Annotated in this window: 20 protein-coding genes and 1 pseudogene; 11 read left to right on the top strand and 10 right to left on the bottom strand. The window is 73.6% G+C overall.

Annotated features, from left to right (window positions below; all coding sequences use genetic code 11):
* Position 1: 1 nt before the first annotated feature.
* The 7 genes and pseudogenes from LRS07_RS17800 to LRS07_RS22090 all read right to left on the bottom strand — a co-directional run bounded on the left by LRS07_RS17800 (position 2) and on the right by LRS07_RS22090 (position 7,749).
* Positions 2-676 carry a PIG-L deacetylase family protein gene (locus LRS07_RS17800; RefSeq protein WP_260499277.1) on the bottom strand — a complete coding sequence of 225 codons (675 nt, stop codon included), beginning with the start codon at positions 674-676 and terminating at the stop codon, positions 2-4.
* Positions 673-1,011, bottom strand: a complete 339-nt coding sequence (locus tag LRS07_RS17795) for a class I SAM-dependent methyltransferase (protein ID WP_260499276.1) — start codon at positions 1,009-1,011, stop codon at positions 673-675. The genes LRS07_RS17800 and LRS07_RS17795 overlap by 4 nt, the downstream gene beginning before the upstream one ends.
* Positions 1,012-1,155: 144 nt before the next feature.
* Positions 1,156-2,685 (bottom strand): ATP-binding response regulator, encoded by a 1,530-nt coding sequence (locus tag LRS07_RS17790; protein ID WP_260499275.1) that lies wholly within the window; start codon positions 2,683-2,685, stop codon positions 1,156-1,158.
* Positions 2,686-2,825: 140 nt separating this feature from the next.
* Positions 2,826-4,154, bottom strand: a pseudogene (locus LRS07_RS17785) (ATPase domain-containing protein); the annotation flags it as partial.
* Between the two features lie 81 nt (positions 4,155-4,235).
* Positions 4,236-6,119 (bottom strand): glycosyltransferase, encoded by a 1,884-nt coding sequence (locus LRS07_RS17780; protein WP_260499273.1) that lies wholly within the window; start codon positions 6,117-6,119, stop codon positions 4,236-4,238.
* Complete coding sequence (locus tag LRS07_RS17775; protein ID WP_260499272.1) at positions 6,119-6,931, bottom strand: hypothetical protein; 813 nt, start codon at positions 6,929-6,931, stop codon at positions 6,119-6,121. The genes LRS07_RS17780 and LRS07_RS17775 overlap by 1 nt, the downstream gene beginning before the upstream one ends.
* Positions 6,928-7,749 carry a glycosyltransferase family 25 protein gene (locus tag LRS07_RS22090; RefSeq protein ID WP_312028318.1) on the bottom strand — a complete coding sequence of 274 codons (822 nt, stop codon included), beginning with the start codon at positions 7,747-7,749 and terminating at the stop codon, positions 6,928-6,930. Before LRS07_RS22090 ends, LRS07_RS17775 begins: the two co-directional genes overlap by 4 nt.
* A gap of 162 nt (positions 7,750-7,911) precedes the next feature.
* On the opposite strand from LRS07_RS22090, the gene LRS07_RS17760 reads away from it, so the two are divergent.
* Positions 7,912-8,625, top strand: a complete 714-nt coding sequence (locus LRS07_RS17760; RefSeq protein ID WP_260499271.1) for a class I SAM-dependent methyltransferase — start codon at positions 7,912-7,914, stop codon at positions 8,623-8,625.
* A gap of 51 nt (positions 8,626-8,676) precedes the next feature.
* Here LRS07_RS17760 and LRS07_RS17755 read toward each other — a convergent pair whose 3' ends face one another.
* The gene (locus LRS07_RS17755; protein ID WP_260499270.1) at positions 8,677-10,050 is read right to left on the bottom strand and encodes a cytochrome P450; all 1,374 of its coding nucleotides are present in this window, start codon (positions 10,048-10,050) and stop codon (positions 8,677-8,679) included.
* A 152-nt stretch (positions 10,051-10,202) separates the two neighbouring features.
* Here LRS07_RS17755 and LRS07_RS17750 point away from each other — a divergent pair, with 152 nt between their 5' ends.
* From LRS07_RS17750 to LRS07_RS17740, 3 genes are all read left to right on the top strand, one after another.
* Complete coding sequence (locus LRS07_RS17750; protein ID WP_260499269.1) at positions 10,203-10,700, top strand: DUF2244 domain-containing protein; 498 nt, start codon at positions 10,203-10,205, stop codon at positions 10,698-10,700.
* A gap of 143 nt (positions 10,701-10,843) precedes the next feature.
* Positions 10,844-11,752 (top strand): class I SAM-dependent methyltransferase, encoded by a 909-nt coding sequence (locus LRS07_RS17745; RefSeq protein WP_260499268.1) that lies wholly within the window; start codon positions 10,844-10,846, stop codon positions 11,750-11,752.
* Between the two features lie 122 nt (positions 11,753-11,874).
* Complete coding sequence (locus LRS07_RS17740) at positions 11,875-13,236, top strand: APC family permease (protein WP_312028317.1); 1,362 nt, start codon at positions 11,875-11,877, stop codon at positions 13,234-13,236.
* On the opposite strand, the gene LRS07_RS17735 is transcribed toward LRS07_RS17740, so the two are convergent.
* Positions 13,208-14,194 (bottom strand): Bug family tripartite tricarboxylate transporter substrate binding protein, encoded by a 987-nt coding sequence (locus tag LRS07_RS17735; protein ID WP_260499267.1) that lies wholly within the window; start codon positions 14,192-14,194, stop codon positions 13,208-13,210. The genes LRS07_RS17740 and LRS07_RS17735 overlap by 29 nt on opposite strands.
* A 95-nt stretch (positions 14,195-14,289) precedes the next feature.
* Here LRS07_RS17735 and LRS07_RS17730 point away from each other — a divergent pair, with 95 nt between their 5' ends.
* The 3 genes from LRS07_RS17730 to LRS07_RS17720 all read left to right on the top strand — a co-directional run bounded on the left by LRS07_RS17730 (position 14,290) and on the right by LRS07_RS17720 (position 15,943).
* On the top strand, positions 14,290-14,835 hold the full coding sequence (locus LRS07_RS17730; RefSeq protein ID WP_260499266.1) for a DUF421 domain-containing protein: 546 nt from the start codon (positions 14,290-14,292) through the stop codon (positions 14,833-14,835).
* Between the two features lie 101 nt (positions 14,836-14,936).
* Positions 14,937-15,170, top strand: a complete 234-nt coding sequence (locus LRS07_RS17725; protein WP_260499265.1) for a hypothetical protein — start codon at positions 14,937-14,939, stop codon at positions 15,168-15,170.
* Positions 15,167-15,943, top strand: a complete 777-nt coding sequence (locus tag LRS07_RS17720; RefSeq protein WP_260499264.1) for a trypsin-like peptidase domain-containing protein — start codon at positions 15,167-15,169, stop codon at positions 15,941-15,943. Before LRS07_RS17725 ends, LRS07_RS17720 begins: the two co-directional genes overlap by 4 nt.
* Positions 15,944-15,972: 29 nt before the next feature.
* On the opposite strand, the gene LRS07_RS17715 is transcribed toward LRS07_RS17720, so the two are convergent.
* Positions 15,973-16,977: a chemotaxis protein CheB gene (locus LRS07_RS17715; protein ID WP_260499263.1), complete on the bottom strand. Its 1,005-nt coding sequence runs from the start codon at positions 16,975-16,977 to the stop codon at positions 15,973-15,975.
* Between the two features lie 137 nt (positions 16,978-17,114).
* On the opposite strand from LRS07_RS17715, the gene LRS07_RS17710 reads away from it, so the two are divergent.
* Genes LRS07_RS17710 through LRS07_RS17695 form a run of 4 tightly spaced genes read left to right on the top strand, consistent with a single transcriptional unit; the run spans position 17,115 to position 24,330 of the window.
* A complete protein-coding gene (locus LRS07_RS17710) occupies positions 17,115-21,251 on the top strand; it encodes a chemotaxis protein CheB (protein WP_260499262.1) in 4,137 nt (1,378 codons plus the stop codon).
* A gap of 52 nt (positions 21,252-21,303) precedes the next feature.
* Positions 21,304-21,957 (top strand): ATP-dependent DNA ligase, encoded by a 654-nt coding sequence (locus LRS07_RS17705; RefSeq protein WP_260499261.1) that lies wholly within the window; start codon positions 21,304-21,306, stop codon positions 21,955-21,957.
* Between the two features lie 49 nt (positions 21,958-22,006).
* Positions 22,007-23,608: a PAS domain-containing protein gene (locus tag LRS07_RS17700; protein ID WP_260499260.1), complete on the top strand. Its 1,602-nt coding sequence runs from the start codon at positions 22,007-22,009 to the stop codon at positions 23,606-23,608.
* The gene (locus tag LRS07_RS17695) at positions 23,608-24,330 is read left to right on the top strand and encodes a response regulator transcription factor (RefSeq protein WP_260499259.1); all 723 of its coding nucleotides are present in this window, start codon (positions 23,608-23,610) and stop codon (positions 24,328-24,330) included. Before LRS07_RS17700 ends, LRS07_RS17695 begins: the two co-directional genes overlap by 1 nt.
* Positions 24,331-24,801: the final 471 nt, after the last annotated feature.

The raw sequence follows: 24,801 nt of genomic DNA, 5'->3' as shown, positions 1-24,801 counted from the left end.
GTCAAGGAAGGGGCGTCGCCTCGCGCTCCAGGCGCCACAGGCGCTCGGGCCGCTGCACGTCGTCGAGGCCGCCCTCGCCGAAGGCGCGAAGCTGGCTGGCGTAGCAGCGCAGCGCCTGGGCCTTCAGCGGCGACACCGGCCGGGCGGTGCGCTTGACCGGCGTGGCGGTCCAGCCGGTGCGCAGCAGCTGCGCCAGTCGGTGCTGCAGCAGGCCGCGGATGGCGCGGTAGGGCACGTCCTCGTAGGCCAGCGCCCGCAGCGCCGGGCGACGCGCCAGCACCTGCAGCGCCGCGTGGTGCAGCAGCCGGTGGTCGCTGTGGAACAGGCCCATCGGCAGCACCAGCGTGTCGGCGCCGAACTCGGCCGCCAGCGTGACCAGCGCCTCGGCCACCGCGGTGGTCGTCGGCGTGTGGCCGTACTGGCTGTCGAGGAAGGGCAGCCAGCACGGCCGCGCACCCAGCACCACCAGCGCCCGCCGGTCCTCTTCCCGCCGCTGCGCCATGGCGTCGGCGGCATCGTCGAAGCCGCAGCGCCGGTCCCAGTCGGTGGGCGGCCCGGGGGCGTCCGGCACGCCGGCGAAGACGGTGACCACCGGGGTGCCCGGGTGGTCGAGCAGCCATTCGCCGCAGGCGAAGACCGCGTCGTCCAGGTGGGGCGAGAGCAGCAGCGGGCTCATCGCCCGAGCCTGTGGTCGCCAGCGGCCGCAGGCCGCCTGGCATCGCCGCGGCGGAAGGCGTCGACCGCCCGTTCGAGGTCGGGCAGCGCCAGCCGCAGCCAGCCGCCGGGCGCCAGCACCCGGTGCACCTCGGCCAGCACCGGCGGGATGTCCGGCCACGCCAGGTCCTGCAGCAGGTGGATGCCGACGACCGCGCCGACGCTGGCGTCGTCCAGTGGCAGGCCGCGCGTCAGGTCGGCGACGAGGTCCACGCCGGGACCGGGTGCGCGGTCGTGGTTCAGCCAGCCGGCCGCGGCGTGCTCGCCACAGCCGAGGTGCAGTCGGGGCAGCGCCATGCGGTGCGGACGTGGGGTCAGACGACCCGCGGGCTGATGGTGTCGGGCAGCGTGTTGTCGTCCATGGGGGGCCTCCGTGGGGACCTGCGCCGCGGCAACCGCCAGACCCAGCGGGCCCGGGGAAACCGAGGGTCCGGCACCGCGTCAGGCCGGCGGCGCGGGCACCGGCTCGGCCACGTGCGCCAGGCAGCCGAGCAGTTCGTCCAAGGCCAGCGGCTTGACGAAGTGGTGGTCGAAGCCGGCGTCGGCCGCGCGCTGCTTGTCCACCTGCTGGCCCCAGCCGGTGAGCGCGATGAGCACCGGCGGCGACGCCAGCCGGCTGCGGATGGCGCGCGCCGCCTCGTAACCGTCCATCACCGGCATGCCGATGTCCATGACCACCGCGTCCGGGTGCTCGCTGCAGGCCATGGACACCGCCTCGGCGCCGTCGCGCGCGACGATCACCTCCACCCCGTGCAGCCCGAGCAGCGTCTGCAGGGTGTCGGCCGCATCCGGGTTGTCGTCGACCACCAGCACGCGCGCCGGCAGCGGGCTGCCTTCGGCGGGTGGCGGCGCCGGCGCCGGTGCCGTGGCCGAGGCGGTCGACGGCGCCACCACCGGCAGGCGCAGCATAAACTCGCTGCCCTGGCCGGGGCCGCCGCTGCGGGCCCAGACGTCGCCGCCGTGCAGCCGGGCGAAGGCGCGGGTGAGGTGCAGGCCCAGTCCCAGGCCGCCGCCCGATTCGCTGGAACGCGGCTGCGCCTGCACGAACATCTCGAAGATGTCCTCGAGCAGGGCCGGGTCGATGCCCTTGCCGTTGTCGCGCACCGTGAACTCCACCTGCGGCGGCTGCACCGTCGCCTGGAGCTCGATGTGGCCACCCGGCGGGGTGAACTTGCTGGCGTTGCCCAGCAGGTTGGCCAGGCTCTGCACCAGGCGCACCGCATCGGCCTGCAGCGGCACCTCCTCCGCCGGCTGGTCCACCGTGAGCCGGTGGCCGCGCGCGGTGAGGTCGGCCTGCGTGATCTCCACCGCATGCGCGATCACCCGCTGCACCGACGTGAGGCCGGGCTGCAGTTCCAGCTTGCCGCTGGTGATGCGCGCCACGTCCAGCAGGTCGTCGACCAGCCGCTTCAGGTGGTCGACCTGCCGTTGCACCATGTCGGCCAGCGACCGGACCTGGTCGGTCGGGTGCAGCCGTTCGACGATGCCCATGGCGTTGCGGATGGGCGCCAGCGGGTTGCGCAGTTCGTGCGCCAGCGTGGCCAGGAACTCGTCCTTGCGCCGGTTCAGCGTCCGCACCTGGTACTGCCGCTCACGGGCGCGCAGGGCCGAGCGCACGCTGGTCACCAGCGTGCCCAGCCGCACCGGCCGTTCCAGCAGCGTGACGTTGCCCAGGCGCCGGGTGGCGCGCTGCGCCTCCTCGGAGTTCGCGCCGGGCTTGGTCATCACCAGCACCGGCAGGTCCGACCAGGGCGGCTGCTGGGCAAGGAAGTCGGTCACCGCCTGCTGCAGCGCGCCGCCGGCCAGCGACTCCTCGACCAGCAGCAGGGCGCCGGCGCCCTGGGACAGCGCCGTCAGCAGCGCGGCCTCGTCGTCGCAGACCGTCGAATCGATGCCGGCGCCGGCCAGCACCCGGGCGGTGAGCGCGCTGTCCCGGCCCAGCGGCGCATGGATGAGCACGCGGTGCTCCATCAGATGCCCTCGGGCTCCTTCGTGTCCGCGATGGGCACCGGCACGCCCGTGAGCAGCCCGCGGTAGCCGCGCAGCACCTGACCCACGTGGATGCCGTCCGAGCCCAGCCTGAAGTCGCGGATGGAGCGCTCGTGCGTGCTGCCGCGCTTCTTGAACACCGACACCGCCTGCCGCACGTGGCCGTTGTCCTCGAAGTAGCGCAGCATCAGCACGTTGTCGGCGACGTAGCTGGCGTCCAGCGTGGTCGACATGGCGCCGCCCAGCATGCCCTGCTGCACCGCCACCAGCAGGGTGACCACCTGGTGCTGGCCCAGGTAGGTCAGCAGCTCGTGCAGGTAGGTGGTGAGGAAACGCTCGTCCGGCACCGCGTTGAGGTAGCCGTTCAGGCTGTCGATCACCACCACCTTGACGCCGCGGGCCACCGCCTCGCGCGCGGCGGCGCCCATCTGGCCGGGCGTCAGCTCGGCGGGGTCGACCTGCTGCACGGTGAGCAGGCCGCTGTCGAGCGCCGAGCGCAGGTCCTGCTTCAGCCCGTCGGAGCGGTGCAGCAGGTTGCTCGCCGATTCCTCGAACAGGAACATCGCCGCCGGCTGCCCGCGGCCCACGGCGGCGCTGACGAACTGCGCCGCCAGCGACGACTTGCCGGTGCCCGGCGGGCCGACGATCAAGGTGCTGGTGCCTTCCTCGACACCGCCGCCGAGCATCAGGTCCAGCGTCGGCAGGCCGCTGTGCAGCTGCGCGCGGTCGGTGAGGCGGCGGGTGTCGGCGGCCACCAGGCGCGGGTACACCTGCAGGCCGCCCTTGACCAGGTTGTAGTCGTGCAGCCCGCCCAGCACCTTGCGGCCGCGGAACTTGATGACGCGCAGCCGCCGGCGCTCGACGCCGTACTCCTGCAGCGAGTGGTCGAGCTGGATCACGCCGTGCGCGATGCTGCGCACCTGCAGGTCGCCGGCGGCGGAGGCGGTGCGGTCGTCCAGCAGCAGCACGGTGCAGCGGCGGCGGGCGAAGAACTGCTTGAGCGCCAGCACCTGGCGGCGGTAGCGCAGCGGCGACTCGGCCAGCAGCTGCAGCTCCGACAGCGAGTCCAGCACCACGCGGCTGGGCTGCAGTTCGTCGACGACGGCCAGCATGCTGCGCAGCGTGTCGGCCATCTCCACTTCGGAGGGATGGAACATCGAGTACTGGCCCTCGCCGGCCAGCACGTCCTCCGGCGGCAGCACCTCGTGCAGGTGGATGCCGTCGAGGTCCCAGTCGTGTGACGCGGCCACCGACGTCAGCTCCTCGCGGCTTTCGGCGAGGGTGATGTAGACCACCGTTTCGCCGAGCCGCACGCCCTCGCGCAGGAACTGCAGGCCCATGGTGGTCTTGCCCGCGCCGGGCTCCCCCTCCACGAGGTAGATGCGGTGCGGCGCCAGTCCGCCCCCGAGGACGTCATCGAGGCCGGCGATGCCGGTGGACAAGAGTTCCATGCGGCCTCTCCTGGTGGGTCTGGGATCCTAGCGCACACCTCTGGGGCGGGTCCGAGCCGGCGGCGACGGCCGGCTCAACCATCAGGAGGTGGCGGTCGGCGCCGTGGCGCGGTCGGCCGGCGCGGCCTGCGGCGCGGGCGGGACGTCGCGGGCGGTGGCCGCCGGGCCGGCCGGGCTCGCCGCCAGCTCGGTCGCGTACAGGTCGCGCCAGAACGCCTGCGTCGTCATGGCGTCGAAGCCGGCGGCATGGGCGCGGCGCAGGGCCGGCAGCCGGCGCAGCAGCGTGGCCAGCGCCCGCAGGAAGCGGCGCAGCTCGCCGAAGAAGAGCCGCTTGTCGTGCGGCAGCAGGTAGCCGGTGCCGCTGTCGGCATGCTCGTACAGGACGCGGCGGAAGCGGAACACCGACGCCTCGTCGACGTGGTAGCCCTTGCCCAGCCGCAGCACGCGGTCGCGCAGCAGCGCGCGCGGCAGCAGGAAGCCCTGCAGCGTGAGCTTGCGGCCCAGCCGGCGCAGCGCGCTTTCCGGCCGGCGGCGCGGCCCGCGCAGCGGCAGCGCGTCCACGTCCTGCAGCGGCGACAGCTTCTCCACCGGCGTCCACGCACCGATCTGCGCGCGCACGTCGGCCAGGTCGAGGTGGTCCTGGAAGAAGCGCGGTCCCTGCAGCAGGTGCTCCATCGCCAGCGTGAAGGCACGGGCCGTGGCGTACTGGTAGCCGAACAGCGGGCGCCAGAACAGGCCCTTGGCCAGCCGCAGCACGCCGCGCCCGCCGCGGCGGTCGTCGAGCAGGGCGTGCAGCAGGTGGTAGCGCGCGTCGAGGTAGGCGGTCATCGGCCCGTGCTTGAGCCAGAACGGCTCGCCCCAGCAGCCGATGCCCAGGGGGGTGGCGATGTGGAAGCCGTTGGCCAGGCTGAAGAACACGTCGTCGCCCCGCACGAAAAAAGGGAACGGGAAGCGCCGGATGTCCTTCAGCGCGAAGGCGAAGCACCACCAGCCGCCGTAGTCCGGCCGTTCGGTGCGGGTCTCGGTCTGCAGCAGGTCGTCGAGCCGGCCCATGTCCAGCCCGGCGTGCAGCGGCCGGCACATGCCGTCGAAGCGGGCCCCCTTCTCCATCAGCTGCCAGGGACGCAGCTCGTCGAGCAGCGCGCCGGCGACGGCCAGCCGCGGTGTGCGCGCGTGCTGCAGCAGGGTCACGATGCGGGCGATCGACTCCGGCTCGCAGGAGGCGTCGTCGTCCATGAACAGGCAGTGCGTGTGGCGGCCGTCGTCCAGCAGCGACAGCAGCCCGCGGGTGAAGCCGCCGGTGCCGCCCAGGTTGCGGTTGGGCAGCACGGTGAAGCGGTCGTCCGCGCCCAGGTGCGACAGGTCGGGCAGGTTGTTCGAGTTGTCGACCACCGTCAGCGTCAGCCGGTCCTGCAGCTCGGGGCGGGCGAAGAGGTGGCGCCGCAGCCGCTCGATCGCCGGCACCACCTGGGCGACCCGGTTGAAGTGCGTCACCACCACGCCCAGGGTGACCTCCTGGCGGGGCGCGTCGGGTGTGCTCCAGCGGGCCCCGTCGAGCACCGCGGCCCCGAGCGCGCGCAGCCGGAAGTACAGCAGCCCGGTGGTCAGCGCCGCCCAGCCCGGCACCTCCAGCCGCGCCGGCTTGCCGGGCCGCGGCGAGACGAACTGCTCCGTCAGCCAGGCGCCATGGCGGGCCGGCGTGTGCAGGCCGAGCGAAAGCATGAAGTCGCCGCTGCCCTCGACCTCCAGCACCAGCGAGGACAGCGCCGCATGGCGCTTCCACGACGACACCGGAAAGGCGCCGAACCAGGTGTCGGTGTGCACCACGCCGCCGGCTTCGAAGTGCACGCGCGGCACGCCCAGTTCGACCCACGCGCGGTCGTTCGGTCGCAGGTACAGGCTCTCCGGCGCGGGGGTTTCCAGGTTGGGCAGCACCAGCCGCTGCAGGGGGCTGAGGGTCGTCATCAGGTTCGGGTCATGTGCTTTCGTCGGCCGTTGAGCTTCTTCAGCCAGAAGACGAAGCGCTCGCCCGCGGGCAGTGGCACATCGCGGACCCGGGCTTCGACCGAGTACTTGGCCTCGGCCCGCACCTCCTGCAGCCCGTAGCGGGCGAGGATGCGCCGGGCGTCGGCCCGCGGGTCGAGGTCGGCGTGGTTGCGGTAGAGCTCGCCGCCCACCGGCCGGGTGTGCCGCACCGGGGTGGCGTCGATCACCGCGATGCCGTGCAGGCCGGCGCGGTCGCACAGTCCCGGCCAGACCCAGTCGAGGCCCCAGCCGCTGCGGCTTTCGGCGAACGACGGGCCGCAGGCCTGCAGCGCCTGGCGGCTGAACAGCGGGGCCATCACCTCGACGAAGCGGGTGAAGCGCAGGTGGCAGTCCGGCTCCTGCAGCAGGGTGCTCCAGGTGTGGTACGAGTTGCGGGTCAGCGCCGGCTGCGCCAGGTGCAGCCGGTGGGCGTGGAAGAAGGCGAACAGCCGGTTCAGCGTGTCGGTGTCGGCGGCCAGGTCGTCGTCCGGGAACCAGACGGCGTCGTACTCGTCCACCAGCGCCCGGTGCTCGGCCAGCAGGTCGAAGAGGGCCGGCCATTTCGGGCCGGGGCGGTGCTCCCAGTGGTCGGCGTCCTCGCGGTGGCGGTCGGGCGTGCGGCCGTAGTAGCTGATGAAGAGGTCGAAGTCGGGCCGCCCGGGGCCGGCGATCCAGGGGCGGTGCAGCGACTGGTCGCCTGCCCGCAGCACGATCAGGTTGCGCGGGTGGCGGTGGGGCTGGCGGGCGCTCACCGCACCGGGCCCTGCGCCCAGTCGGACCGGCCGCCGGCCGCCGGCCGCGGTGGTGGGCTGCCGTCGTCGGACGCCGCCGGCGGCCGCTGCCGGGCCTGCCAGTTGTGCAGCGAGTAGCCGGCCTGCTGCACCAGCCGGCGCCAGCGGCTGGCGGCGTCGCGCGGCACCCGCTGGCGGTCCTCGATGGTGGAGCGGTGGGCCGCCGGCGCCGCCTGCACCGGGTAGGGCCAGACGCCGAACAGGTCGAGGTCGCATTCCCACCAGTGGCGCAGGTCGACGTCCACCGGCCGGCCGAAGGGCAGTCGGCGTGACAGCAGTTTCTGCGCGCCCCGGCGGTGCACGACGTAAGCGCCTGTCAGGCTGGGCACCCGGCGGTAACGAACCAGCTGGCGGCCGGAGGCGAACGGCCGGGCCGCCGCCAGCTTCTCCGACCGGGCGCGGCCGATGAGCTTGACCATGTCCCAGCACCCCGGCAGGTGCGCCAGCGCGCGCAGCACCACCGGCAGGTCGGCCGCGGGCGCCATGTCGTCCTCAAACACCGCCATGCACTCGGCCGGCGAGTCGACCAGCGCGCGCCACAGCGCCAGGTGGCTGGCGTAGCAGCCGATCTCCCCGGGGCACAGGGGCTGGTGGTACTGCCGCCGGTTGAGCGCTTCGCTGTAGAGTGCCGCCCGCTGGTGCGGCTGGAGGTCGCGGCCGGCCACGGCCTCCATGCGGCGTGCGCGCAGGCCGAGGGCGGCGAACTGCGCCTGCATGGCGAGCCAGCGACGGGGTTCGGAGGCGAGGTTGATGACGACGACGTCGATGGCGGGGTTCATCCGCCGTGGCGCGGCAACCGGCGCACCTCCCGGTCCCCGGGTGGATGGGGCAGGCGACGCGTTCCCGGCCGGCGTCCCGGGCTTGTCCCGGCAGGGCGCCGCGGGTACCGTCCTTGCTCCCCCGCTGTCTTGTTGCTGTCACACGACCCAGGAGAACTGCCGATGAACGAGGGCGGCTTGCAGGCCGAGATCGCGACCTCCGACCGCGCCGTGCACGGCGCGCCCGCCAACCGCCGGTCCCACCCCGCGCCGCGGCCGGTGGCCCAGGGCGTGGCCCGCACCTACGACCGGCTGGCGCCGCTGTACGACTGGGTCTATGGCGCCAGCCTGGAACCGGGCCGGCGCGCCATGGCCGAGGCCGCCGCGGCGCTGCAGCCCGGCTCGCTGCTGGAAGTGGGCGTGGGCACCGGCCTGGCGCTGGAGCACTACCCGGCGACCACCCGCGTGCTCGGCGTCGACGTGTCGCACGACATGCTGGAGCGGGCCCGCCAGCGCGCCGCGAAGCTGCCGGGCCGCGACATCGGCCTGCAGCTGATGAACGCCGAGGCGATGGACCTGCCCGACGCGGCCTTCGACTGCGTCACCGTGCCCTACGTCCTGTCCGTCACCCCACACCCCGAGCGGCTGGTGCAGGAGGTGCGCCGGGTGTGCAAGCCGGGCGGCCACATCCTCATCGTCAACCACTTCAGCGGCAGCCGCTTCTGGTGGCTGATGGAGCGCGCGGTCAAGCGGCTGGCCGACCGCGTGGGCTTCCGCAGCGAGTTCCGCTACGAGGACCACATCGCCGTGCACGACTGGCAGGTGCTGTCGTCGCGGCCGGTGAACCTGTTCGACCTGTCGAAGCTGGTGGTGATCCGCAACGGCCCGTCCGCGTAGCGGCCCGGCCGGGCCCGGGCCGCCCCCACGGCGGCCGGGCCTCGCCCGACGTCACGCCATCGGCCGCACCCGCTCGATCAGCACGCCGTCGCGCGGCAGCGCGGGCAGGCGGTCCATCGCCACCTGCAGCCGCTGCGGGGGCAGTTCGTAGCGCATGCGGCGGACGAGCATCTGCAGCGCCACGAGCATCAGCTGCACCGTGGCGTCCTCGCCCGGGCAGCGGTGGCCCATCGCCGCGTCGCCGCCGCCCTGCGGCACGAAGTCGAACCGGCCGGGGGCGCGCTGCTGCCAGCGCTCGGGCCGGAACTGGCCCGGATCGCCCCAGGCCCGCGCGTCGTGGTTGGTGCCGTAGAGGTCGAGCAGGGCCCGCCGGCCGGCTGGAAAGCGCAGGCCGTTCCACTCGAAGTCGTGCCGCACGCGCGCCGCGATGACCGGGAAGAACGGGTAGTGCCGCCGCACCTCCTGCACGAAGGACAGGGCCGAGGCGCTCCCGCTCGGCCGCTCCGGCGGAGACGCCGCATCCCTTTCGGAGGCAAGGTGCGCAGCGCCAGGGTGTGCCGTCGAACCGCCGTGGCCGGCGTCGGCCAGGCGGCGGCGCCACTCGGGGTGGGTGTGCAGCGCATGGGCGACGAAGGCGATGTAGACCGACACCGCGACCACCGGGCGCAGCAGGTTGAGCAGCTCCACCGCCGCCACCCGCACCGGCAGCCACCGGCCGTCGGCCTCCCGGTACTGCGTCACCGCGGCGGCCGGGCTGTCGGCCGGCAGCTTGATCGCGCCGGCGCGCGCCGCCTCGATCATGCGGCCCAGCCAGGCCTCGGCCCGGCCGCGCGCCAGCCGCGCCTGCAGGTGGCCCAGCACGCCCGAGCCGGCGCCGTCGAACAGCGCCACCAGCTGGCGACAGCGCAGGGCCACGTCGTGGTCCTGCAGCGGCACGCCCGCCCAGTGGCACACCGCGCGCGTGAGCACCGGCTGCACGGCGCGGTACAGGCTGAAGCGCCGCTGCTGCGACCAGCCGCGCAGCGCCTGCTCCCATTCGTGCCGCACCCGCTGCGCCAGCCGGCCGACGCGGTCCGGCGCGGCCGTCTGCAGGAACAGCGCCTTGCGCAGCCGGTGCGCCTCGCCGTCCAGCGTCTGCACGCCGCCGTGGCCGAAGAGGGTGCTCCTCAGCGGCTCGGGCGCGGCGCCCTCGCGCTGGAAGTGCTCGGGGTCGTAGAACAGGCGGGCCGCCCGCAGTCCGCTCAGGCACAGCGTGGGCTGCAGCATCAGCCGGGTCTCGAACACCTCGCTGCCCAGCGCATCGCAGTGCCGGCCGATGAAGCGGTAGGGATCGGCAAGCAGCGCCAGCGTGTGGTCGCCGCCCTCCAGCTGCGGCAGGGCGATCACCGGCGGGCCGGGGTGCAGGAGGGGCTCGTGAAGGGACATCGACAGGGGCAGTGCCGGGCGACGCGCACCGCGCCGCGGAACGTTCGGCGGACCCGCCCGCAAGGCAAGCGCCGTACCCCTGTCGGCCGCCGGGCCCCCCCAGGCCGTCGGGCGGCGGCTGGCCACCCGCCGCAAGGACATCGGCACACTGTGTGCACGACACCCGCGACGTCATCGCCATGCCACCCCTGATGCCCGCCGACGATGGCAGCCTGCGCTGGGAGCTTCGGCGCAACTGCCGGCTCACCCCGCGCCAGCTGCTCGTCGGCTGCGGCGCGCTGGCCGGGGTGCTGCTGGCGGTGGGCGCGGGCTTCGCGCTGCTCGGCCTGGCCTGGGTGACGGCCTTCGCGGTCGTCGAGGCGCTGGTGGTTGCCGGTGCGGTGGTGGCCTACGCCCGGCATGCCGCCGACCGCGAGATCCTGGTGCTGCGCGCCGGCGAACTGCACGTCGAGCAGCACGACGGCGCCCGGCGTCGCCACCTGGTGCTGCCGGCCAAGGCGGCGCGGGTGGAGGCGCCGGCCGGCCCCGGTGCCCTGGTGACCGTCCGAGGCCCCGGCGGCGCCGAGGTGCGGTTGGGCCGGCACCTGCGCCAGCACGACCGCTCGGTGCTGGCGCACGACCTGCGCCGCGCCCTGCTGCAGGCCGGTTGACCCGGCCACCGCCGCCCGCGCCGGATCGCCCACCGGGCGGGAACGACATTCGCCGGGTCGCTGCCGTTCCGCATACGGAGTTGCCAGAATCGTTTTGGCGACCCGCTTGTCGCATCGTTCGCAGCCCACACAAGGGAGACCGCATGCCTGTTGTCAATCGTCCGCGCCGCCCGGCGTTCCGCTGGTTCCTGGCCAGCGTCGCCGCCGGCTTCATGGCCACCAGCCTGTTCCCGACCACGGCCCTGGCCCAGCTGGCCGAGCCCGGCGTGACGACGCCACCGGGGGCCAAGCGCGAGCCGTTCAAGCCGGTGGTCGGCCAGCCCGGCAAGGACGTGATCTGGGTGCCGACGCCGCCGGAGGTGGTGGACCGCATGCTCGACATGGCGCAGGTCAAGCGCGGCGACCGGCTGGTCGACCTCGGCTCGGGCGACGGCGGCATCGCCATCGCCGCCGCCAAGCGCGGCGCCAAGGCACGGGGCATCGAGTTCAACCCCGACATGGTGGCGCTGTCCAAGCGCAACGCGAAGGCCGCCGGCGTGAAGGTCGACTTCCGCCAGGGCGACATCTTCCAGACCAACTTCACCGATGCGGAGGTGGTCACCATGTACCTGCTGCCGCAGCTGAACATCCGCCTGCGGCCGACGCTGCTGGCGATGAAGCCCGGCACGCGCATCGTCTCGCACCAGTTCGACATGGGCGACTGGGAAGCCGACGAGACCGCGACCATCGATGGCCGCAGCGCGCGCTTCTGGCGCGTGCCGGCGCAGGTGGGCGGCCAGTGGACCGTGCAGGTCGAAGGCGACGGCCCGCCGCTGGCCCTGCAGCTGACGCAGAACTACCAGAAGCTGTCCGGCCAGGGCAGCTGGAACGGCGGCGCCGCGGCCGAGCTGACCGACGCCAGGCTCGAAGGCGGCGCGATCCGCTTCGCGGTGGCCGACGGCGGCGGTGGCGTCTACCGCTTCGAAGGCACCGCCGGCCACGACGGCCGCATGCAGGGCAAGGTCACCGACCCGGGTGGCCGCCAGCGCAACTTCACCGGTCGCCGGTCTTGAGCGGCGCGGCGACGGGCCAGGGATCGGCGGGCCGAGCGCCGGGCCGCTCCCAAGCCGGCCCGCATCCCCTCGGGGGATCGGCCGACGTACCCGGCGGACGAGGGGCAGACGGTCCGCGGCCGGTGCTTCGGCTGCGGGAGGCCGTCCTCATCATCGTCGGCATCGTCATCGGCGCCGGCATCTTCAAGGCGCCCGCCATGGTCGCCGGCATGGCCGGCAGCCCGGGCTGGATGTTCGGCGCCTGGGTGCTGGGCGGGCTGGTGTCGCTGATCGGCGCCTTGTGCTACGCCGAGCTGGCGACGAGCTTTCCCCATGCCGGCGGCGACTACCACTTCCTGCAGCGGGCCTACGGCCGGCCGCTGGCCTTCCTCTTCGGCTGGGCCCGCTTCGCGGTCATCACCACCGGTTCCATCGCGCTGCTGGCCTTCGTCTTCGGCGACTACCTCAACCAGCTGCTGCCGCTGGGGCCGAAGGGCCCCGCGCTGTATGCGGTGGCGGCGGTGGTGGTGCTGTCGTGGGTCAACCTGCGCGGGCTGAAGAGCGGCGCCGCCACCCAGAGCTGGCTGACGCTGGCCGAGATCGGCGGCCTGCTGCTCATCGTGGTGGCGGGGGTGGTGCTCGCCGCGGGCGACGGTGCGGCCGCGCCGCCCACCGCCTCGACCGCCGCGGCGGGCGCGCCTTCGGCCGGCGCCTTCGGCCTGGCCATGGTCTTCGTGCTGCTGACCTACGGCGGCTGGAACGAGGCCGCCTACATCAGCGCCGAGCTGAAGGATCGCCAGCGCAACATGGTGCGCGCGCTGGTGCTGTCGATCGCGCTGCTGACCGCGCTGTACCTGGTCGTCAACTGGGCCTACTGGCGCGGGCTGGGGCTGGACGGCATGGCCAAGTCGCAGGCGCTGGCCGCCGACCTGCTGCGCGCCGCCTTCGGCGACTGGGGCGCCAAGGCCATCTCTGCCATGGTGGCGGTGGCGGCGCTGACCTCGATCAACGCCACCATGATCGTCGGCGCCCGCACCAGCTACGCGGTGGGGCAGGACTGGCCGCAGGTGCTGGGCTGGCTGGGCCGCTGGGACGAGGGCCGCGGCTCGCCGACGGTGGCCATGGCCTGCCAGTCGGCGATGGCCCTGGCGCTGGTGGCGGTGGGCAGCGCCTACGGCAGCGGCTTCTCGGCCATGGTCGAGTTCACCTCGCCGGTGTTCTGGCTGTTCTTCCTGCTGTCGGGGCTGTCGCTGTTCGTGCTGCGGCGTCGCGAGCCGCAGCGCGAGCGGCCGTTCAAGGTGCCGCTGTACCCGGTGCTGCCCGCCGTGTTCTGCGCCGTCTGCGGCTACATGCTGTGGTCCAGCCTGTCGTACGTGGGCAGCCAGCAGCTGGGTCCGGTCAATGCGGCGTGGATCGGAGTGCTGGTGCTCGCCGCCGGGGCGGTGCTGCTGCTGGTGATGCGGCCGGCTGCGGCACTCAGTCCAACTGCACGCCCGAAGCCCTGACCAGCTGGGCCCACAGCGGCGCCTCCTGGTCGTAGGCGGCGGCGAAGGCCTGGGGCGTGGTGGCCCGGACCTCGCAGCCCAGCTCGGCGATGCGCTGCTGCACCGCGGGCTGCTGGCAGGCGTCGCGGGCCAGCGCCGACAGCCGCTCGACGACGTCCGCCGGCGTGCCGGCGGGCGCGGCCAGGCCCAGCCACACCGTCAGCCGGTGCGGCAGGTCGTTGAGGCCCTGCTCCAGCAGCGTGGGGATGCCCGGCGCCACCGCCAGTCGGCGCTCGCCGGTGAGGCCCACCGCGCGCAGCCGGCCGGCGTCGATGTAGGGCTTGCTGATGCGCAGGCCGGCATACGCCAGGTGCACCTGGCCACCCAAGAGGTCCTGCACCATCGGCGCCTCGCCGCGGTAGGGCAGGTGCGCCATGTCGGCGTCCAGCGTCTGGCTCAGGTGCAGGCCGGCCAGGTGCGGGAAGGAGCCCACGCCCCAGGAGCCGTAGCTCAGGCGGCCGCGGCGCGCCGACAGGTAGTCGGCGAAGGCCTTGCCGGACAGTGCGGGCAGCCCGGGCGACGTCACCAGCACCATCGGCCCGGAGGCCACCAGGCTGACCAGCGCCAGGTCGCGCCGCGGGTCGAAGGCCAGCTTGCGGTGCAGGAAGGGCGCGACCAGCAGCGCGTCGCTCAGGCCCATCAGCAGCGTGTGGCCGTCGGGCGCGGCCTTGGCCACGTGCTCGGTGCCCACCAGGCCGGCCGCGCCGGTGCGGTTCTCCACCACCACCGGCTGGCCGAGGGCCGGCGACATGGCCTCGGCCAGCGCCCGCGCCAGCGCGTCGGTGCCCCCGCCGGCGGCGTAGGGCACCACCAGCCGCAGCGGGCGGGAAGGGTAGGGCGTGGCCGCGGCGCCCAGCGCCGGCACGCCCGCCAAGGTGGACAGCAGCAGGGCGCGGCGGGTGGCGCGGGCCAGGGCCATGGGCGTGCGGACGGTCGAGGGGCGGGCAGTCTGCCACGGCCGCTTCGGCACCCCGCTTGCCGCAGACGGTGAACGAATGTTCCAGAGGGGCGGCGATGTTCTCCATCGACTGGCATCACCTGTTCGGCGTCGACCACTCGCTGGCCGAGCTGGTCATCCGCGGCACGGTGATGTACTGGTTCCTCTTCGCCATCTTCCGCTTCGTGCTGCGACGGGACATCGGCGCCATCGGCGTGGCCGACGTGCTGCTGGTGGTGGTCATCGCCGACGCCTCGCAGAACGCCTTCACCGACGACTACGACAGCCTGACCGAGGGCTTCGTCGTGGTGGCGACGCTGGTGTTCTGGAACTACCTGGTCGACTGGCTGGGCTTCCACTCGCGCCGCTTCGAGCGCTTCGCCGAGCCGCCGCCGCTGCCGCTGATCCGGGACGGCCAGCTGCTGGTGCGCAACCTGCGGCGCGAACTGCTGACCGAGGACGAGCTGAAGTCCAAGCTGCGCGAGCAGGGCATCGAGGCGTTCGCCGAGGTGCGCTGGGCCTACATGGAAAGCGACGGCGAGATCAGCCTGCGCACCTACGCCGAGGACCAGGGCGGCGTGCGGCGCCGCAAGCCGAGGACCGGCATGACCGGCGCCGTCTGACCACTGCGTTCCACGCGCGGCGGGCCTTGGCCATGCCGCTGCGCGGGGACAAGGGGCGCCGTTTGCCCCGGCCCTGGGGTTACCCCTGTTAAGGTCGGCCCATGACATGGAACCCCACCCCCGCCACGCCCGCCCGCCTCGCCCCGTCCCGTCGTGAGGCGCTGCGCGTGGGGCTGCCCGAGGCGGTGGACCTGCTGCACCGGCGCCAGGCCGCCCGACTCGACGAGGTGGACCTCGACGACTACGTCTCGTTGCGCTGGCTGGAATGGCACGGCGGCGGGCTGCGACTGACCACCGCCGGGCAGGCGTTGTGCGACCGACTCCAGCGCCCGTGACGCCGGCCGCGGCGCCGGCCGCGGTCTGCGCACCGGCCGCCATGCCGCCGGTGGAGCCGGTGTTCTACGCCACCACCCGGATCGACACCTTCGACGGCGCACGCGGGCTGACCAACGCCACCGGCTTCTTCTTCCGCCGCGCCGGCCGGCTGTTCCTGGTCACCAGCCGCCACGTCATGGTCGATCCGAAGAGCCATCACCACCCCGACCGGGTGGAGATCGAGCTGCACACCCCGTCGGCCGACCTGACGCGCACCACCACCCATTCGCTGCTGCTGTACGAGCACGGCCTTGCGCGCTGGCGGCAGGGCGAGGACAGCGGCGGACCGATCGACGTCGCGGCGCTGGAGGTGGACCCGTCGGCGCTCGGCGAGCACGTGCGGCTGGAGGCCTTCACCGAAGCCCACCTGCAACATGAACTGCAGGCGGTGGGCATCGGCGAGCCGGTCACCATCCTCGGCTTCCCGCTCGGCTTCCACGACACCGTCCACCGGCTGCCGGTGGCGCGGCAGGGCGCCATCGCGTCGGCCTTCGGCGTGCGCTTCCAGGGCGAGGGCTACTTCCTCACCGACGCCCGCACCCACCGCGGCGCCAGCGGCGCGCCGGTGCTGATGCGCCAGCGCGGCGCGTCGCCGCAGGACCCACTGCCGTGGAAGCTGCTCGGCGTGCATTCGTCGCGGGTCGACATGCGCAACCGCGACCGGGTGGAGGACGACGCGCTGTCGCTCAACTGCGCCTGGTACGCCGACATCCTGCTGACGCTGACGCGGTAGCGGCCGCCCGTCACGGAGCCGCCGCGCGCTCAACCGGTGCCGGCGTCGTCGAGCGGGATCGGCCGCTGGGCCTCCGACAGCGCGCGCAGCGCCTCGGCCTGCTGCAGCACCCGTTCGGCCTCGGCGTCGCAGGCCTCCGCCCGGGCCGGGTCGCCGGCCAGCCGGTCCAGCTCGGCCAGCCGGCGCAGCACCTCGGCCTTGTCCTGCAGCGCTCGCATGGCCGCGAACAGCGCGTCCTCGGTGCTCTGGTGCTGCGCCGAGCCCAGGCTGTGCAGCGAGTAGGCGTGGCCGGTGTGGCAGCGAAAGCGCGGCGGCCGCGACCGGTGGATCTCGTAGAGGGTGCCCCGGCACTCCGGGCACACCAGAGGCGTCGGGCGGCCTGCCGACTGCAGGGCCTGCAGCGCCTGCGGTCCGGGCAGCGACGCGCGCTGCTCCTGCTCCCAGGCTCCCGGCTGCTCGCGCTGCGGCGGCGCGGGCTCGCACACCAGCCGCGCCAGCAGGTCGGGCAGGTCGTCCAGGCGCACCAGGTGATCGGGCCGGCCCAGCGCGCGCAGCGCGGCCCTCGGCATGCTGGGCTCGGCCGCGTCGTCCGGGTCCTGCACCACCGTCAGGCCGCCGCAGTCGCGGATGGCCTGCAGGCCGGCGCTGCCGTCGTCCAGGCAGCCCGTCAGCACCACGCCGATGACACGCGGCCCCGCGCTCAGCGCCGCGCTGCGGAACAGCGGGTCGATGGCGGGCCGGGTGTGGTGCTCCTTCGGCCCGCGGGTCAGGCGCAGCCGGTCGCCGTCGATCAGCAGGTGGCGGTCGGGCGGGGCCAGCAGCAGCCGGCCCGGCACCAGCCGGTCACCGTCGCGCGCATGGCTGGCCGGGTTGGGGCCCCAGGCGCCAAGCATGCGCGGCAGCTGGCTGTCCTGCTGACCGATGTGCAGCACCAGGCAGACGCTGGCCGGAAACTGCGCCGGCAGCCGGCTGGCCAGGCGACGCAGCGCCTCCACCCCGCCGGCCGACGCGCCGACCACCACCACGTCCCTCATCCGTGTCCTCATGGCGCGGCTGACGCCGCCACGGCCCGGGCAGCGCAAGCCGCGTGCCCCCCGGGGATCGGCGCGGGATGGACGGCGGATTGCCCACCCTCACAATGACCGCCCCCCATGCGCCTGAAAAGAGCCTGATGAACGACGCCGCGTCCCCGCTACCGCCCGAAGCCCTCCTGGTCGGCGCCGAGGCGGGCTTTCCGGTGGTGGGGCTGGGCGCCTCCGCGGGCGGGGTGCAGGCGCTGACCCGCTTCTTCCAGCACATGCCGGTCGACAGCGGCATGGCGTTCGTGGTGGTGCTGCACCTGTCGCCGCACCATGCCAGCGCGCTGCCGGAGGTGCTGCAGCACGCCACCACCATGCCGGTGACCGTCGTCGACGACGCCGTGCTGCTGGAACGCAACCGCATCTACGTGCTGCCCCCGGCCCGGTCCATCGTGCTCAACGACGGCTACGCCAGCGTGCGCGACCTGCAGCGGCCTCATGGCCGCCAGGTGACGGTCGACCTCTTCTTTCGCTCGCTGGCCGCGGTGCACCGGCACCGCGCGTTCGCGGTGGTGCTGAGCGGCAGCGGCGCCGACGGCGCGGTGGGCATCACCCGCGTCAAGGAGGAGGGCGGCGTCACCTTCGCGCAGCGGCCGGACGACGCCGAGTTCGACGCCATGCCGCGCTCGGCGGTCGCGACCGGGGTCGTCGACTGGGTGCTGCCGGTGGACGAGATCCCGGCCAAGCTGGTCGAGCTGGGCGCGAACATGCGGGCCATGCAGCTGCCCATGGCCGACCGCCTGGGCCTGCCCGCCGCCCCGCCGCCCGACGGCCCGGCGGCGCACGACGCGGAGGAGGCCCTGCGCCAGGTCTTCGCGCTGCTGCGCGCCCGCACCGGGCATGACTTCCGCAGCTACAAGCGCGCCACCGTGCTGCGCCGCATCGAGCGGCGCATGCAGGTCACCGCCGTGCCCACGCTGCCGGCCTACCGCGACCACCTGCAGCGGCAGCCCGACGAGGCGCTGGGCCTGCTCAAGGACCTGCTGATCGGCGTGACCAACTTCTTCCGCGACGTCGAGCCCTTCAATGCGCTGCAGCGCGAGGTGCTGCCCCGGCTGTTCGATCAGCCGGCCGACCCCGCCGGCCTGCGGGTGTGGGTGCCGGGCTGCGCCACCGGCGAGGAGGCCTACTCGCTGGCCATGCAGCTGGCCGAGCTGACGACCGAGCGGCCGCACGCGACGAAGTTCAGCGTCTTCGCCACCGACCTGGACGCCAGCGCCATCGCCACCGCGCGCAGCGCCTGCTACCCGGCGTCGATCGAGGCCGACGTGTCGGCCGTGCGGCTGCGCCGCTTCTTCGACAAGGACACGCTGCACTACCGCGTGCGCAAGGAGCTGCGCGAGCGGGTGCTGTTCGCGGTGCACAACCTGCTCAGCGACCCGCCGTTCTCGCGCCTGGACCTCATCTCCTGCCGCAACCTGCTGATCTACTTCGACCGTGAGGTGCACCCGCAGGTGCTGGAGGTGTTCCACTTCGCGCTCAAGCCCGGCGGTTACCTCTTCCTCGGCAGCGCGGAGTCGGCCGATGCGGCCAGCCACCTGTTCTCGGTGGTCGACAAGAAGCACCGGATCTTCCGCGCCAACCTGGTGCCGCGCGGGCTGCGCCTGCTGTCGCCGGTCCCGCCGGCGCCGGCGATGCCGCTGCCGGCCGCCGACGGCCTGCCCACGCCGCCGCCCGAGCGCCGCTCGCCGACCTACGTCAACCTGCACGCCCGGCTGGTCGAGCAGCACTCGCCGCCGTCGGTGCTGGTCGACGGGTCGGGCAACGTGGTGCACCTGTCCGACCGGGCCGGCCGCTTCCTGCGCCATGCCGGCGGCACCCCCTCGCACCAGCTGGTGCAGCTGGTGCACCCGGCGCTGCGGGTCGAACTGCGCACGGCCATCTTCCAGGCGCAGAACACCGGCAAGAGCGTCGAGGCGCGCCGGGTGCGGGTGGAGAACGACGGGCGCAGCAGCTTCGTCACCATGATCGTGCGGCCGGTGCGAGAACCCGGCCTCGGCAGCGGCTTCGCGCTGGTGCTGTTCGACGAGGTGGAGGACAGCATGGCACACGAGGTGACGCCGGCCGACGGCCTTTCTGCCGACCCGGTGGTGCAGCAGCTGGAAGAGGAGCTGCGCCACCTGAAGGACCAGCTGCAGAACACGGTCGAGCACGCCGAGACGTCGACCGAGGAGCTCAAGGCCAGCAACGAGGAGCTGCAGGCCATGAACGAGGAGCTGCGTTCCACCACCGAGGAGCTGGAGACCAGCAAGGAGGAGCTGCAGTCCATCAACGAGGAGCTGATCACCGTCAACCACGAGCTCAAGGCCAAGGTGGAGGAGACGGGGAAGATCAACGACGACCTGCAGAACCTGATCGCTTCGACCAGCATCGCCACGGTGTTCGTCGACCGCGCCATGAGCATCAAGCGCTACACGCCGCGCGCCACCGAGCTGTTCAACCTCATCCCCGGCGACATCGGCCGCTCGCTGATGGACATCCGCCACCGGCTGGACTACGAGCAGCTGGCCGACGACGCGACGCAGGCCTTCCAGTCGCTGCGCACGATGGAGCGCGAGGTGCGCTCGGCCGACGGCCGCTGGTTCCTCGCGCGCGCGCTGCCCTACCGCACCACCGAGGACGTGATCGACGGCGCGGTGCTGACCTTCGTCGACGTGTCCAGCCGGCGCCGCGCCGAGGACTACGTGCGCCTGGTGGCGGAGAGCATGAAGGACTACGCCATCGTCACGATGGACCCGGAGGGCCGCATCACCAGCTGGAGCAAGGGCGCCGAGCGCATCTTCGGCCACAGCGAGGAGCAGGCCGTGGGCCAGGAGATGGCGATCATCTTCACGCCCGAGGACCGCGAGGCCGGCGTGCCGGAAGCCGAGCGCGAGAAGGCCCGCCGCGAAGGCCGCGCCGAGGACGAGCGCTGGCACGTCCGGCGCGACGGCGAGCGCCTGTACTGCAGCGGGGTGACGACGCCGCTGGTGGTCGACGGCCAGCTGCGCGGCTTCGGCAAGATCGCGCGCGACCTGACGCAGCAGCGGCTGGTCGACGCCGAGCGCGAGGCGCAGCTGAAGCGGGAAAGCGCCGGCCGCGAGCGCGCGCAGTCCTCGGCCGACCTGAAGGACGAGTTCCTGGCGGTGATGTCGCACGAGCTGAAGAACCCGCTCAACCTGATCCAGCTCAACGCCGAGCTGCTGAGCCGGCTGCCCGAGGCGAAGACGGTGCCGGCGGTGTCGAAGGCGGCGGAGACCATCCGCCGCACCGTGCTCAGCCAGGCGCAGATCATCGACGACCTGCTCGACCTGTCGCGGGTGCGCACCGGCAAGCTGTCGCTCAACCCGCAGCCGGTGGACTGGGTGCCCATCGTGCAGACCATCGCCGACGCGGTGCGCGACGAGGCCCAGCGCAAGTCCATCCGGTTCGAGCTGGTGCTGCCGCCGAAGCCGCTGTCGCTGCGGGCCGACCCGGTGCGGCTGGAGCAGGTGGTGTGGAACCTGGTCAGCAATGCGCTGAAGTTCACCCCCGCCGGCGGCCGCGTGACCGTGCGGCTGCAGGCCGAGGGCCACCAGGCGGTGCTGTCGGTGCAGGACACGGGCCGCGGCATCGCGCCGCAGGCGCTGTCGCACGTGTTCGACATGTTCCGCCAGGCCGATGCCGGCCCCGCGCGGCGGCAGGGCGGCCTGGGCATCGGCCTGGCGCTGGTGAAGAGCCTGGCCGAGGCGCAGGGCGGGCTGGTGGAGGTGCAGTCGGCCGGTCTGGACCTGGGCTCCACCTTCACCGTGCGGCTGCCGCTGCGGGCCGAAGGGGCGCGGGCCGTGCCCGAAGCGGCCGACGGCGGCTGGCCCGGCCTGCGCGGCTGCCGGGTGCTGCTGGTGGACGACGAGCCGCTGTCGGTGGAGACGCTGACGCAGCTGCTGGAGCTGGAAGGCGCCACGGTGGTCAGCAGCACCAGCGGCGCCGACGCGCTGCAGCGCGCGGAGCACGACCGCTTCGACTTCGTGCTCAGCGACCTGGCCATGCCGGAGATGGACGGCTACGAGTTCGTGCGCCGGCTGCGTGCGCTGCCGGCCATGCGGGCCGTGCCGACGCTGGCGCTGAGCGGCATGGGCCGGCCGGCCGACGGCCAGCGCGCGCTGGCCGCCGGCTTCACCGCACACCTGAAGAAGCCGATCACGCTGGACGCGCTGCTGCAGGTGCTCGGCCAGGTGGTGCGGCAGGCGGTGCACGGGCCCCGGGACTAGCCTGGGAGGTGCGAGGAATGCCCGGCACCGATGCAGGTGCTATGGTCTTCCGATGTCCGTCGTGTTCTCCCTTCGAACCGTTTCTGCGCTGCCGCCGGCGCCGGAGCTGGCCGGGCTGCAGGTCATGGAGCCGTCGATCGGCTGGCAGCCCTTCGACGACCCGGCCTGGTCGTTCGCGCTGGCCTGCGGCGGCCACCGGCTGCTGGTGCAGCTGGACCATGGCCGGGTGGCGCTGCGCAGCCGACAACACGTCGACGTGACGGGTCGCTTTGCCGACCTGGTGGCGGCGCTGTCGCGCTGGCGCGGCGGCCGCGCGGTGCTCGACGGCGAGCTGTGCGTGCTGGGCGACCACGGCCTGCCGTCGCCGTCGCTGCTGCACCGGCGCGCGGTCGGGCTGGGCGAGACGGGCGGCCGGCTGGTGCTGCGGGCGTTCGACCTGCTGGTGCTGGAAGGCGCGGACGTGCGCGGCTGGCCCTGGCACGAGCGGCAGCGGGCGCTGGCGCTGTTGCCGCTGGACCGGCTGGGCATGGTCGAGCGCCAGCCGCAGATCCGCGGACAGGGCTACTGGCTGCACGACCAGGCGCAGGCGCTGGGGCTGCCCGGCGTGGTGGCCCGGCATCGCGACAGCGCCTATGGCACGGCCGACGGTCACCCGTGGCGCCTGCTGGCCTGCGGTGCGGTCCGGTCCACCCCGCCACCGGGCTGAGCCGATGTCCGTCGCAGGTCACACCGGGGAAGGCTTGGCGCCCGTCCTCGTGACCACGGGCACCCTGGCCGCCGCGGCCGTGTCGGCGGCCCCGGGCACGCCGGCCTGGCACGCCCTGTTCGACGGCGCCGCGGTCGGCGTCGCGCAGGCCGATCCGTACAGCGGCGCGCTGCTGGACGTGAACACGCGGCTGTGCGCCATGCTGGGCCGCGACGCCGCGCAACTGCTGGGGCGCAGCTTCCTGGACGTCACCCATCCCGAGGACCGTGGCTGGAACTGGGACGCCTTCCGCGCCATGGTGCGCGGCGAGGTGCCGGGCGTCACCCTGGAGAAGCGGCTGCTGCATGCCGACGGCCGGGCGCTGTGGACGCTGATGTCGGTGCACCTGCTGCGCGACGCCGAGGGCCGCCCGCTGCGCACGATCGCGGTGGTCATGGACATCACCGACCGCCGGGTGGCCGAGGCGGCGCTGGGCGACAGCGAACAGCGGCTGCAGCTGGCGCTGGACGCCAGCGGCCTGGGGGAATGGGAGCTGGACCTCGAGGCCGGCGTGTTCCGCGGCTCGGCGCAGGTGCTCGACCTGTTCGACCTGCCGCGCGACACGCCGCAGCCACTGGACGTGGCCGAATGGCGCAGCCGCCTGCACCCCGACGACGTGGAGAGCCTGTGGGCCTGGGAGGCCGCGGCGGCGGAGGGCCGGCCCTTCCAGGGCGAGTACCGGCTGCTGCTGCCCGGGGGCCGCGAGCGCTGGGTGGCCCACCATGCTCGGCCGGTGCCCGAGCGGCCGGGGCACCGGCGCCGGGTCATCGGCACCCTGGGCGACATCACCGAGCGTCGGCACGGCGAACAGGCGCTGCGCCAGGCGCGCGACGAACTCGAATCGCGGGTGGTCGAGCGCACGGAGGCGCTGGAGCGGCTGAACGCGGCGCTGCACAACGAGGTGGCCGAGCGCCGCGCCATCGAGGAGCAGGTGCGCGACCTGCTCGGCCAGCTGGTGGTGGCCGAGGAAGAGGAGCGGCGGCGGCTGTCGCGCGAACTGCACGACGGCGTGGGCCAGCACCTCACCGCGCTCAGCCTCGGCCTCAAGGCCGCCTGCGACGAGCAGGTGGCGCCGGCCGTGCTGCGCGACCGGCTGCTGCGCCTGCAGGCCGCGGTGCGCCAGATGGAGGACGAGATCGACCGGCTGTCGCACGAGCTGCGGCCGCCGGCGCTGGACGACCTGGGCCTGGAGGAGGCGCTGCGCGAGCTGGTGCAGGCCTGGTCGCGCGCGGCCGACACGCCGGCCGAGTTCTACGGCCATGGGCTGCTGCACCACCTGCCGCCGCCGGTGGAGGCCACCGTCTACCGCATCGTGCAGGAGGCGCTGACCAACGTGCGCAAGCACGCCGACGCCGGCCGCGTGGCCGTGGTGCTGGAGCGCCGCGGCGCGCTGCTGCGGGCCATCGTGGAGGACGACGGCTGCGGCTTCGAGGCCGAGCCCGCGTCACCGCGGGGGCCGATGCGCCGGCGGCTGGGCCTGCGCGGCATGTCCGAACGCGCCGCCCTGGTCGGCGGACAGCTGGAAATCGAGAGCCGGCCCGGGGCCGGCACCACCATCTACCTGAGCGTGCCGCTGCCGCCGCTCGACGACCTGATGTCAAGGAGCACGTGATGAGCCAGTCCCCGTTGTCTTCCTTCTCTTCCGCCCCGGCGGGCCGCGACCCGGGACCCTGGCGGGTGCTGCTGGCCGACGACCACGCCATCCTGCGCGAGGGCGTGGCCCTGCTCGTCGAGCAGCAGCACGACATGCACGTGGTGGCCCAGGCCCGCGGCGGCCGCGAGGCGGTGCAGATGGCCGAGGAGCACCGGCCCGACGTGGTGGTGCTCGACGTGGCCATGCCCGACCTGGCCGGGCCCGAGGTGGCCGAGCAGATCCGCGCCGGCAGCCCGCGCTCGCGCGTGCTGGCGCTGACCCGTCACGCCGACCAGGGCTACCTGCGCCGCATGCTGCGCGCCGGCGCCGCGGGCTATGTGGTCAAGCGCGCCGCGGCCGATGCGCTGGTGACCGCCATCCGCACCGTGGCCGAGGGCGGCACCTACGTCGACCCCAGCCTGGCCGGGGCGCTGGTGGCCCGCAGCGTGAGCCGCCACGAAGCCGTCGGCGCGGTGCCGCGCACGCGGCCGCCGCTGTCCGAACGCGAGGAGCAGGTGCTGCGGCTGATCGCCTGGGGCAAGAGCAACAAGGAGGTGGCGGCGCAACTGGGCATCAGCGTGAAGACGGCGGAGTTCTACAAGGCGGCCGCGTTGGAGAAGCTGCAGATCCGGACGCGGACGGACATCCTTCGGCATGCGTTGGCGGAACGGTGGTTGGTGGAGGATGAGGGGCCGGATTGAGTTTGCGTTTCGCATTTCGCGTTTCGCGTTTTGTGTTTTGCGTTGCAGCCCGTGGGCCTGCGCGGCCCACACCCGCGGTTCTTTCTTTTTGGTGGCCCAAAAGAAAGGAACCAAAGAAAAGGGCCTTCAACACATCATCCGATTTCGCTCTCGAACTGGATGACGGGGCCCGCTTGTCGCTCCGGTTTCTGCCGGCCACCAGGCCCTGCCTCAGTCTGCAAGGGCGTCTGACGCTCGCACGCTGCCGGCTTCCGATCAGGCTCGTGTCTGGGTCCGCGCCGCTTCGCTTCGCTCGCTTGCAAGCCCGAAGGCACCTCGTGCCCCCACTGCCTGCTGTAGGCGAGCGCAGCGACGCCGCATGGGCCAAGACACGAGCGCTGTCGGAAGCTGCCGCTGGTGGCGCGTTCCCCTTCCTCGCAGACTGAGGCAGGGCCTGATGGCAGGCAGAAACTGGAGCGAGAAGCGGCCCCC

Origin of the sequence: Aquabacterium sp. J223, from assembly GCF_024666615.1 — a bacterium.
Classification (GTDB): Bacteria; Pseudomonadota; Gammaproteobacteria; order Burkholderiales; family Burkholderiaceae_C; genus J223.
The sequence above is the reverse complement of the archived record's forward strand: the minus strand, read 5'-3'. Positions and strand labels throughout refer to the sequence as shown.